Consider the following 11023-nt stretch of genomic DNA (forward strand, 5'->3'; position numbering starts at 1 on the left):
GTCAGTCCTCCTGGCGGCTTTCGGCGCCGTAGACCTCGACGAAGATGTCGTCGAGCGACTTGCGGGTGGGGGCGAAGCGGGTGACGTTCAGGCCCGCGTCGAGCAGGCCGCGGAGGATGGCCGCGTCGTCGGCGTCGTTCGCGACTTCGAGCTCCGCGCGGCCGCCGGCGTCCGAGGCGATCCGGTAGGAGGGGGACTCGGGGACGGATCCGTCGTGGTCGACGTGGATGATCGTCCCGCCGAACTGCTCCTGCACCTCCGGCACCGTGCCGTAGGCGCGCGAGACGCCGTCCTTGAGCAGGATGACGCGGTCGCAGAGGCGCTCGACCTCCTCCATCTGATGGGTGACCATCATGACGGTGGAGCCCGCGCGCTTCTGGTCGGCGATGATGTCCATGAGCAGCCGCCGGTTGACCGGGTCGAAGCCCTTCGTCGGCTCGTCGAGGATGAGCAGCTCGGGGTCGTTCATGATCGTGACGCCCAGCTGCACCTTCTGCTGCTGGCCGCCCGAGAGCTTGTCGAGGCGCGTCTTCTCCTTGTCGGGGAGGCCGACGCGCTCGAGGTACTCGCGCGACCAGCGGCGGGCCTGCTCGGCTCCGAGCCCCTTCAACCGGCCGAAGTAGACCATCACGTCGATGACGGACTCCTTCTTGTAGAGCCCGCGCTCCTCGGGCAGGTAGCCGAGGCGCTCGCCGGTCTCGGGCGAGAACGGCTTGCCGTCGATGTGCAGCACGCCCGCGGTCGGCTGGTAGATGCCGAGCAGGGCGCGGATCGTCGTTGTCTTGCCGGATCCGTTGCTGCCGAGGAAGCCGAACGTCTCGCCGCGCTCGATGTCGAACGAGAGGTCGCGGATCACCGTCGTGCGGCCGAAGTCCATCCGGAATCCCTGGATGTGGACGAGGGGTTCGAGTGTCGATGCGCTCACGCGTACAGCCTAGGGGTGGCCCCGCGATCACGGTCGGGGCCACGCCCGCGCCGGGAGACGCGGGTCGGGCTTGCGCGGGTCAGGCGTGCGCGGGTCAGGCGAGGGCGGCGAGGAGCGCCGGGTGGAGGTGCCCGTTGCTGGCGAGCGACGACCCGTTCCCGGGACCGGGGGTGCCGTCCACCGAGGTGAACATGCCCCCGGCCTCCTGCACGATCGGGATGAGGGCGGCCAGGTCGTAGGTCTTCACGTCGAACTCTCCGACCGCGTCGAGCACGCCCTCGGCCAGCAGCATGTACGACCACATGTCGCCGTAGGCGCGGTCGCGCCACACCGCGCGGGTCAGCGCGATGAGCTTGTCGAGGTAGCCGGCGTCATCCCACTGCGCGATGCTCTGGAAGCTGAGGGAGGCGTGCTCCAGCTCCGAGACGCCCGACACCTGGAGCCGGCGCGGCTCGCCGGTGGTCTCGTCCGCAGTCCACGCGCCCTCGCCGGTCGACGCCCACCAGCGGCGGCCGAGTGCGGGGGAGCTGACGACGCCCACCACCGGCACGCCGTCGACCGCGAGCGCGATCAGGGTGCCCCACACGGGCACGCCGCGCAGATAGTTCGCGGTGCCGTCGATCGGGTCGAGGATCCACTGCCGGGTGGCGTCGCCCTCGGTGCCGTACTCCTCGCCCAGGATGCCGTCGCCCGGCCGTTCCGCGGCGATCAGGTCGCGCAGCGCCCGCTCCACGGCCAGATCGGCCTCGGTCACGAAGGACCGGTCGGGTTTGGTGTCGATCCGGAGGTCCTGGGCACGGAAGTGCTCGGACGAGATCCGGTCGGCGGTGTCGGCGAGGCGCAGGGCGAGGGCGAGGTCGTCGCTGTGGCGGGTCACGGGACGAGCCTACCGGGCGAGCTTGCGGCGGGCGATCCGGAGGTCCCGGAGGGAGAACCGTCCGTCCGGGAGCGCCGCCCGGATGCTCGCGTCGTCGAACGGCCGCGCCGGACGGATGCCGACCGGCGGCTCGGGCGCAAACGGCGCGGCCTCGCTGACGCCCTCGTCGAGCATCCGTGCCTGCGCCCTGGCGACGAGCGGGACCACCATCGCCCACTCGGTCAGTCGGGCGAGCAGGCGGATGGCCCAGACCGGCGCGGGGAAGAACACGGGGCGCCGGTCGGCGACGCGGGCGATCCGTCGCACGGCCTCGCCGAGCGTGATCTCGTCGGCGCCCATGACCGCGACCGTCGGCTCCGGGATGCGGCCCTCCAGGGCGGCGACCAGGACATCGATCGCGTCGTCGAGCGGGACGGGGCGCACGGTCCGCTCGCGGAAGCCGACCGTCGCGAACAGCGGCAGCGTACGCACCGCGCGCGTCACGTGGTCCACCATGTGGTCGCCGGGGCCGTAGATCATGCCGGACTTCAGGATGGTGTGGTCGATCCCCGAGTGGCGGATCAGCTCCTCCGCCGCCCACTTGGTCTCGTGGTACGGCGAGCCGCAGTCCGGCCGGGCGCGTAGGAAGCTGACCAGGACGATCCGCTGCACACCCGCGCGGCGGGCCGCCTCGAGGACTGCCCGCGTGCCCTCGACGTGGACGCGCTGGAACGTCTGGTCACCGAGCTCGCGGTTGATGCCGGCGCAGTGGGCGACCGCGTCGCAGCCGGCGAAGGCCGCGGCCAGGGCGTCCACGTCGTCGATCTCGACACCCGTGCGCCGCGAGATGATGACCGTTTCGGCGGGGTCGAGCCGTTCGGCGAGGTGCCGTCCGACGAACCCGGTGCCGCCTGTGATGGCTACGCGCATGAAGTTGCTCCTTCGCTTATTAGCAATATAGCGAAACTGTATATAGCAACGGTGCTATATTGCAACCATGACCGACAGTGCGACCGACGTGTTCTCCGCTCTCGCGCACCCGACGCGGCGGCAGATCCTCCAGGACCTCAAGGACGGCGAGCTCGCCGCGGGGGAGATCGCCGCCCGGTTCAACGCCACCGGCCCGACCATCTCCCGGCACCTGAGTGTGCTGCGCCAGGCGGGACTGGTCTCCGAGCGGCGCGACGGCAACCGCATCCTGTACTCCTTGGTGGGGGACCGGCTCGCCCTCTCGGTGGGGGACTTCCTCTCGACGGTGTGCCCGGAGCAGATCGTGCTCCGCGAGGTGCGCAAGCGCGGTTCGGGCGCGAAGGGCGGCCGCGCCGTCGAGGCCTGAGCCGCCACGTCGTCGGGAGTTCGCTGCGAGTTCCCGCGGTCACAGCCCCCTCCGATTGACCCCGACGCCGCGCGGCGTATCGTCGTGTGCACAGCGCCCCAGACCATCGACGCGATCCGAATCCGAGTCGAGTCGAGGTGTGCGATGTCGCAACTCTCTGGAAGTGCCACGACGCGCGACGGCGGCTATTCCGCTCTCGCCACCGTCGTCCGGGAATCCGGCCTGCTGCACCGGCGGTACGGCTACTACTGGACGAAGCTGATCCTCGTGCCGGTGGTGACAGCTGCCATGATCGCCGTGTTCATCGTCATCGGCGACAGCTGGTGGCAGGTCGCGACGGCCGTCGTGTTCGCGTTCGTCTTCACCCAGATCGCCTTCCTGGGCCACGACGCCGCGCACCGGCAGATCTTCCGATCGGGACGCTGGAACGACTGGATCAGCCTCCTCATCGGCGACCTGTTCGTCGGGATGAGCTACGGCTGGTGGCAACACAAGCACACGCGCCATCACGCCAACCCGAACCAGGAGGGCGCCGACCCCGACATCGATCTGCCGGTGATCTCCTTCACCCCCAGCCAGGCCGCAGAGAAGCGCACACCGGCGGTCCGCTGGCTGATCGGCCATCAGGGCTGGTTCTTCTTCCCGATCCTGCTGCTCGAAGGGTTGTCGCTGCACGCATCGAGCGTGCGTCGCGTGCTCTCCCGCGGCGCCGTCAAGCGCCGGCCCGTGGAGATCGCGTTCCTCGCCGTGCGCATCGTCGGCTTCCTCACCCTCGTCTTCGTCGTGCTGTCGCCGGGTATCGCCGCCGTCTTCCTCGCCGTGCAGCTCGGGCTGTTCGGCTTCTACATGGGGATGTCGTTCGCGCCCAATCACAAGGGGATGCCGCTGGTGCCGCACGGGCTGAAACTGGACTTCATGCGCCGCCAGGTGCTGATGAGCCGCAACATCCGCGGCAACCGCACCCTCGACTTCCTGATGGGCGGTCTGAACTACCAGATCGAGCACCACCTGTTCCCGTCGATGCCGCGCCCGCATCTGCGCCGCGCCGCGCCGATCATCCGCGCCTATTGCGAGGAGCGGCAGATCGCGTACACCGAGACCGGGCTGTTGCAGTCGTACGCGATCGTGACGCGCCACATCAACCGGGTGGGCCTCGGCGACAAGGATCCCTTCAGCTGCCCGCTGCTCGAGCTGCGTCAGGTGTCGTCGACGCCCGAACCTCCGCGGACCGCATGAGGATGGCGTGCCACGACGCAGGAAAGCCCGGTCAGATTCGCGATCTGACCGGGCTTTCCGGTGGTGCGCCCCCAGGGACTTGAACCCTGAACCCATTGATTAAGAGTCAATTGCTCTGCCGATTGAGCTAGAGGCGCATTCGATTCGGTAACCCGAACCGAGGCTCAACATTAGCATCGGTTTCGGCCGCTTCGCCAATCGAGTGATCCTCGGGTGTGTCGAGGGTCAGCGCAGTTCCTTGCGGGGCATCACGATCTCTTTGATGATCAGGATGATGCCGGCGGAGATCGGGATGGCGACGAGCGCTCCGGGCAGGCCGAACAGCGTCGAACCGGCCAGCGCCGAGATCAGGACGACCGAGCCGGGCACCTGCACGGCCTTGCCCATCACCTTCGGGGTGAGGATGTACGCCTCCACCTGCATGTACACGAGCATGAAGATCAGCACGACGACCGCACTGACGGGGGAGTGGATGAGCGCGAGCACGGTCATGACCGCGGTCGTGAGCACCGTTCCGATCAGCGGGATGAGGGTGATGAAGAAGGCGGCGATACCGATGAGGAACGCGCCGGGCACGCCCGTCACCAGCAGCAGGATGGTGCTGTAGACCGCGTTGAAGAACGCGAGCACGACCATCCCGCTGAGGTACTTGCCGAAGTTCTGCAGGATGCGCTCGGTGTACTTGGTGAAGGAGTCGCGATGCGAGCGGGCGACGAGCCGGTAGAGCGACGCCTTCGTCGTGTCGTACGAGGCGATGAAGTAGAGCGTCAGGATGGCGATGAAGAACCCGGTGGTGAGACCGTTCACGACCGAGAGGCCGAACCCGACGAGACCGGAGCCGATGCTGGCCCACAGCTGCGGGTCCTGCACCTCCTGCGCGATCCAGTTCAAGACGGCGGACAGCGTGCCGTTGCTGGTCTCGTTCGCGGGATCGAACCAGCCCTGCGCCTTGAGAGCCGAGATCTGCTTAGGGATCGAGACGGCGAGCGACTGGATCTGCTCGATCACGAGCGGCAGCACCACCCACACGATCGTGACGATGACGCCGATGAGCAGCAGGCTGACCGTCACGATCGCCCAGCCCCGCTTCATGCCGCGGCGCTGGAACCAGCGGATCAACGGATCGAGGCCGACGGTCGCGAACGCGGCCAGGAACACTGAGAAGATGATCGAGCGCAGGCCGTAGAGCATGAGGCCGGTGAGCACGGCGCCGACGGCGCCGAGGGTGATGAGGTACCCGAAGAGCAGGGGGCTGCGATTGAGGAGCGGTTCGCTGCGTCGCTCCTCGACGGCTCGGGAGGCCGGGGTCGCCGGCGGACGGGTGAAGCGCATCGCGCCCTCCTTCAGGTTCCCGCTGAGCGTACGGGTCGCACGTCGCGCGCGACAAGCACGACACGCTCGCCGTCAGGGTGCTGCTGGATCGTTCCGCGACAGCCGCGCGACGCCGATCTTCGAATCGGCCATCCCGTAGAAGACCCAGTCGACATCCCCGACACGTTCGATGGCGGTCGGGAACACGACGTTCGGGACGATGCCGCTGCGCTCGTCGTCCGTCTCCGCCGCCAGCAGCGGCTCGGCCGTGCGCTCACGCACCCGCCATGGCTCGTCGGCATCGAGGATCATAGCGCCCGCGGCGTAGTTGACGTTCTGCTGCTGGGCGACACCCGTCTCGAGCCGGCCGGTGACGCCGTGGTGCAGCAGGAGCCAGCCCTGCGGCACGCGGATCGGCGCCGGCCCGGAACCGATCTTCAGCTCCTCGAACGGATGCTCCGGGCCGGCCAGGAACCGGTTCTGTCGCCACCGGGTCAGCTCGCGTACGTCTGCGAGGACGGCGTCGAGGGGGAGGAACGCGATCCAGATACTGGGCCGCGACTCGGCCAGGGCGGCCGGGGGATGGGCGCCCTCCCCGGCACGGATCTCGTCGAGATCCCAGACCGGCCGGTGCAGCACGGCGAGGCTCGGCGTCCCGTCCGGAGCGGTGACCGGTTCGGGGAAGAAGACCGTGTCCTTGTTGGGGAAGAGGGCGAGGTCGGTCCCGATCGCGTCGTCGTACTCGAAGGTCACGGGGCCCAGCCGCCTCCACCCGCGCAGGTCCTCCGACACGGCGACGGCCGTGCGCGGGCCCAGGGGGCCGTACGCGACGTACGTCATCACGTGCAGGCCGAGCCGGGGGATGAACGTGATGCGCGGATCCTCGACGCCCGCGTTGCTCGTGCCGCGCTCGAACTCGCGGTCCGGCTCGAGCACGACGCCCACGCGCTCGACGCCGACCGGGACGCCGTCCTCGACCTCCACCCGGGCGAGCCCGACCCGCGAGACGTTGCCCGCGGCGACCAGCCGGGGGAGGAGGTAGAGCTCGCCGTCGGGTCCGCGACCGGACGCGGGGTTCAGCACCCCTTCGGCCTCGAGCGGATCGCCGGGGGCGGGCGTCATCACGACACCCTCCCGGACGAGGCGGTAGGGGAACGGTGTGCTCGTCATCGGACGACCTCCCGGTAGAAGAAGAGTTCGCGCTCGCCGGGGGCGGCGTCCCAGCCCTGCGCGAAGGACCAGCGGCCGCCGAGCTTCTGGAGGCCGCCCCACGCCAGCGAGCCGCCGCGGTGCAGGGCGAGCTGGGTGTAGGGGGCGTCGAGCGTGTAGAGCGCCTGCGCCGCGGCGAAGTCGCCGGCGGCGTCGGCGTAGAAGAAGTCGAGCACCATCCTGTCCCCGTCGACGGCGGCGCACGCCACTTCGTACAGCGAACCGGGGAGCGACGAGAGATCGAGGTACGGCTGCTCCTCGAACCGCCAGCTCAGGAGGTCGTCGGAGTGCCCGACCATCGGGCGACCGCCGCATCCCTCCGACAGGAACATCAGGTACTCGCCGCCGATGCGCACCGCGCGACCGTGCTCGTCCCGCGGCACGACCGCGCCCTTCGCCCAGCCCTGCGAGACGGCGTAGGGGACCGCGAGTCCGAGCTTGCGCCAGGTGGTCAGGTCGTCCGAGACCGCGGACATGACATCGCAGGCGACCTCACCGTCGTCGGTACGCCAGATCGCGTTGTAGAAGAGGACGTACCGCCCGTCCGCCTCGTAGACCTTGGGGTCCTCGCAGCCGAGCGCCTCGTTCGCGGTCGTCGGGTAGACGATCGGATTGGCCGGATCGTCGCGCCAGACGCCGTCGCGGTGCACGGCGTGCCCGATCCGGCTCGCCGTCGACTCCTTGCGCGGCGACGCGCGGTAGAAGAGGTGCAGCTCGTCGCCGGCCTCGATGACGGTCGGGTTGAAGACCGAGTCGCTGGTCCAGCCGACGCCGGTCGGGTCCTCCCACTGGCCCTGCGGGCGGAAGGTCAGCCGGTCGTCCCGCTCGAACGGCCCGATCACCCACTCGGGCCGGTCCTCGTAATGGGCCGAGAACTGGTCGGTCGAGATGCGGTCGGTGAGCGCGTTCGTGTGCTCCAGGGCCTCCTGATAGCTGGCGCGCAAGGCGTCGACGGTGACGGGGACGGTGTCCACGGTGTCCACGGATCTCCTTGGGGTGGGTGGCTCAGCCCTTGACGGACGAGCCGATGTCGGTCGAGGTGAAGTAGCGCTGGAAGACGATGAACAGCACGACGACGGGTGCGGCGAGCACGACCGCCCCGGCCAGGATGGCGCCGAAGGGGTTGCTCGTGGAGGCCGCCACGGTGCTGATGTAGTTCGCCAGCGAGACGGCGAGCGGCTGCATGCTCGCCTCCTTCGTGATCAGGAACGGCCAGAGGAACTCGTTCCACGGGCCGATGAAGGTGAGCAACACCACAGTCACCAACGCGGGACGCACGAGCGGAAGCGCCACCCGCCACAGCACGGTGAACTCGCCCGCCCCGTCGATGCGCGCAGCGTCGAAGAGCTCGCGCGGCAGCTGGAGGAAGTACTGACGGAAGATCAGCACGGCGGCCGAGTTGATCGCGAACGGCAGGATCATCCCGAGGTAGTTGTCCGCCAGCCCGTAGTTGCGAGCGATGAGCACGTACAGCGGAATCATCAGCAGCTGGAACGGGATGGTCTGCACCAGCAGGGCGAGCGCGAACGTCGTGCCGCGCCCCTTCCACTGCAGCACCGACAGCGCGTATCCGGCCAGCACGCCGAACACGACGGTGCACAGCAGCACTCCGCCCGTGAAGATCCCCGAGTTCGCGAGCCCCGACCACAGGTTGATCCGGGAGTTGATGGCCCCGTAGTTCTGGAGTGTGAGGTTCGCGGGATTCGGGAACGCACCGGCGATCGACGTGTCGGGGGTCGCCTGCAGCGAGCCGACGAGCATGTAGTAGAAGGGGAACAGGAAGGCGATCGCGCCGATCGTCAGCACGACGCCCTGCAGGATCGCCTGCGGGCGGCTGAGCGCTCGGGATGCCGCCAGGTCTTTGCGTGCCATCAGTCTCGTCCTCCCGCGAATCGGTTCTGCAGCCAGCCGATGATCAGCACCAGGATGACGAGGACGACGCCGATCGCCGCCGCGTAGCCGGGGTGCCCCTGCTGGATGCCCTGCTGGTAGATGAGCAGCACGGGCGACGTGGAGTGGCCGTCCGGGCCGCCTCCGCCGGTGAGCAGGTAAGGCTCGGTGAAGAGGTTGGCACCGGTGATGGTGGAGAGCAGCAGCACCAGTACCGTCGCCGGACGGACGCCCGGCACGGTCACCGAGAAGAACTGGCGGACCTTGCCCGCGCCGTCCGTCGCCGCGGACTCGTACAGCTCCCGCGGCACATTCTGCAGCGCAGCGAGGTACAGCAGGATGTACAGCCCGAGCTGCTTCCAGGTCACGTAGATCGCGATGGTCGGCATGGCGAGCCACGGGTTGACGAACCAGGTCGGGTTCGGCGCCAGCGGCCCGAGGATGTGGTTGACCAGGCCGTTCCCGCTGAACAGGAAGAGCCACACGCCGATGATCGCGACGCTCGCGGTCACGTACGGCACGTAGTAGCTGACCCGCAGGAACGTGCGGAACCGCGTGATGCTGTTCAGCCCGCTCGCGAGCACCAGCGACAGGATCACCGTGAGCGGCACGTTGATGATCAGGAAGATGCCGACGTTCAGGAACGACTGCAGCACCGCCGGGTCGGTGACCACCTGCACGTAGTTGTCGAAGCCCACGAACGGCTGGTTCACGTTCGCGCCGGGGGCGGCGAAGAAGTAGTCGAAGAACGAGATGTAGACGGCGTAGCAGAGCGGGTAGGCGAAGATCACCAGCACGAACAGCAGGTACGGCGCGCCGAACAGCCAGCCGAGCGGGTTCTTCCCCAGGATCCGCTGGACGAGCGGGCGTCGCCGTCGGGGCGGCGGCCCCGCGGCGGGCGTGGTGCCCGCCGCGGGGGGAGCGGAGACGGTGCTCATGGCTACTTCTGCGCCTGGAGCTTGTCGATCTTGTCGGAAGCGGCCTTGAAGGCGTCCTCGACCGAGCCGCTGCCGTTGATCACGGCCTTGCTGTACGCGTCGCGCAGCGCCTGCATCTGGGCGATGGTGTTGCTGCCGGTGGGGTCGTCCACCGTCCGCGCACTCTGGTCGCCGAACTCCTTGTAGTCCGGGTGCGAACTGAAGTACGACGCGAAGGTGGTGGCGAGGTCGGTACGGATCGGCATCTGGCCGGTCACGTCGAGGAGCTTGCCGTCCTGGTCCTTGCTGGTCGCGAACTTGAGCACATCCCAGGCGGTGCCCTGGTTCTTGCACGAGGAGTACATGCCGATGTTCTTGGCGTCCGGGAAGGTGTAGACCTGATCGGCCGGCTTGCCGTCCTTGGTCGGCACCGGGACGGAGCCCCATTGGACCTTGTCGCCGTAGTACGCGATCGCCCACGGGCCGACGATCGCCATGGCGGCCTTGCCGTCGGCGAACGCGTCGCCCTGGTACTGCTCCTTGCCGGCGAGGCCGTCGCTGTAGACGGTCTTCCAGAAGTTCGCCACGTCGAGGGCGTCGTCTGTCGTGATGGCGGCCTTGCCGTCCTCGATGAAGGTCTTGCCGCCGGTCTGCGCGGCGAGCAGCGGCAGGTAGTCGAAGTTCACCTGGAAGAACTCACTGGTCGGAGCCGGGTAGATCGCGTACGGCGCGGCTCCCGAGTCCTTGATCTTCTGCGCGGCGGCGAGGAAGGAGGAGTAGGTCGAGAGGTCCGGGTTGTCGGCGTCGAGACCGGCCTTGGCGAAGATCGCCTTGTTGTAGAAGATCATGACCGGGTTCTGCTTCCACGGCATCTGGTAGTAGTCGCCGTCGGAGGACTTGTACTGGTCGGCTGCGTCTCCGCTGCGCGCCTCGATGTACTTCGCGCCGTCGGAGAACTTCGACAGGTCGACGAGACCGCCCTGCTTCTGCCACTGCCCCGTGGCGGCAGGGAGGTTGTTGAAGACGAGGCAGGGAGTGGTGCCCGCGGTGATGGCCGCGCCGATGACCTCCTCGGTGCTCTTGCCGGCCGGAACCTCCTGGGCCTTGATCTTCTCGTCCGGGTGCGCGGAGTTCCAGGCCGACACCATCGACTTGCCCCACTGCACCTCCTGCTCGTTGTTCGAGTACCAGATGGTGATGGGGCCGTGGGCCTTCATCGCGTCGGACGATCCGCCGCCGCTGGAGCCGCACGCGGCGAGGGTTCCGGCGACGATGCCGGCGGTGACGACCGCCAGCGCGGCCCGGTGGAGGGCTGTTCTGCGTGTTCGCATGGGGTTCTCTTT

The 11023-nt window shown here is 68.5% G+C and carries 11 protein-coding genes and 1 tRNA gene; 2 read left to right on the forward strand and 10 right to left on the reverse strand.

The window, feature by feature from the left end:
* Position 1 precedes the first annotated feature (1 nt).
* The 3 genes from FHX33_RS03720 to FHX33_RS03730 form a co-directional block, all read right to left on the reverse strand.
* Entirely contained in the window at positions 2 to 877 is an 876-nt protein-coding gene (locus tag FHX33_RS03720) for an ABC transporter ATP-binding protein (RefSeq protein WP_021762971.1), read from the reverse strand.
* Between the two features lie 142 nt (positions 878 to 1019).
* Positions 1020 to 1802 (reverse strand): inositol monophosphatase family protein, encoded by a 783-nt coding sequence (locus FHX33_RS03725; RefSeq protein ID WP_021762970.1) that lies wholly within the window; start codon positions 1800 to 1802, stop codon positions 1020 to 1022.
* Between the two features lie 9 nt (positions 1803 to 1811).
* The gene (locus FHX33_RS03730; protein ID WP_021762969.1) at positions 1812 to 2711 is read right to left on the reverse strand and encodes an NAD(P)H-binding protein; all 900 of its coding nucleotides are present in this window, start codon (positions 2709 to 2711) and stop codon (positions 1812 to 1814) included.
* A 67-nt stretch (positions 2712 to 2778) separates the two neighbouring features.
* On the opposite strand from FHX33_RS03730, the gene FHX33_RS03735 reads away from it, so the two are divergent.
* Together FHX33_RS03735 and FHX33_RS03740 are read left to right on the forward strand one after the other, a co-directional pair.
* The gene (locus FHX33_RS03735) at positions 2779 to 3117 is read left to right on the forward strand and encodes a metalloregulator ArsR/SmtB family transcription factor (RefSeq protein ID WP_021762968.1); all 339 of its coding nucleotides are present in this window, start codon (positions 2779 to 2781) and stop codon (positions 3115 to 3117) included.
* Between the two features lie 144 nt (positions 3118 to 3261).
* Complete coding sequence (locus tag FHX33_RS03740; protein ID WP_021762967.1) at positions 3262 to 4353, forward strand: fatty acid desaturase family protein; 1092 nt, start codon at positions 3262 to 3264, stop codon at positions 4351 to 4353.
* A gap of 61 nt (positions 4354 to 4414) precedes the next feature.
* Here the strand turns inward: FHX33_RS03740 and FHX33_RS03745 are convergent.
* From FHX33_RS03745 to FHX33_RS03775, 7 genes are all read right to left on the reverse strand, one after another.
* A tRNA-Lys gene (locus FHX33_RS03745) sits at positions 4415 to 4490 on the reverse strand.
* Positions 4491 to 4578: 88 nt separating this feature from the next.
* The gene (locus FHX33_RS03750; RefSeq protein WP_021762966.1) at positions 4579 to 5685 is read right to left on the reverse strand and encodes an AI-2E family transporter; all 1107 of its coding nucleotides are present in this window, start codon (positions 5683 to 5685) and stop codon (positions 4579 to 4581) included.
* Positions 5686 to 5757: 72 nt separating this feature from the next.
* Positions 5758 to 6834, reverse strand: a complete 1077-nt coding sequence (locus tag FHX33_RS03755) for a glycoside hydrolase family 130 protein (protein WP_021762965.1) — start codon at positions 6832 to 6834, stop codon at positions 5758 to 5760.
* On the reverse strand, positions 6831 to 7856 hold the full coding sequence (locus tag FHX33_RS03760; protein ID WP_021762964.1) for a glycoside hydrolase family 130 protein: 1026 nt from the start codon (positions 7854 to 7856) through the stop codon (positions 6831 to 6833). The genes FHX33_RS03755 and FHX33_RS03760 overlap by 4 nt, the downstream gene beginning before the upstream one ends.
* Positions 7857 to 7878: 22 nt before the next feature.
* Positions 7879 to 8745, reverse strand: a complete 867-nt coding sequence (locus FHX33_RS03765) for a carbohydrate ABC transporter permease (protein WP_021762963.1) — start codon at positions 8743 to 8745, stop codon at positions 7879 to 7881.
* A complete protein-coding gene (locus tag FHX33_RS03770) occupies positions 8745 to 9701 on the reverse strand; it encodes a carbohydrate ABC transporter permease (RefSeq protein WP_021762962.1) in 957 nt (318 codons plus the stop codon). The genes FHX33_RS03765 and FHX33_RS03770 overlap by 1 nt, the downstream gene beginning before the upstream one ends.
* A gap of 2 nt (positions 9702 to 9703) precedes the next feature.
* Positions 9704 to 11011 (reverse strand): extracellular solute-binding protein, encoded by a 1308-nt coding sequence (locus FHX33_RS03775; protein WP_021762961.1) that lies wholly within the window; start codon positions 11009 to 11011, stop codon positions 9704 to 9706.
* Between the last annotated feature and the right edge of the window lie 12 nt (positions 11012 to 11023).

Origin of the sequence: Leifsonia aquatica (assembly GCF_014190775.1) — a bacterium.
In the GTDB taxonomy this organism is placed as follows: Bacteria; Actinomycetota; Actinomycetes; order Actinomycetales; family Microbacteriaceae; genus Leifsonia; species Leifsonia aquatica.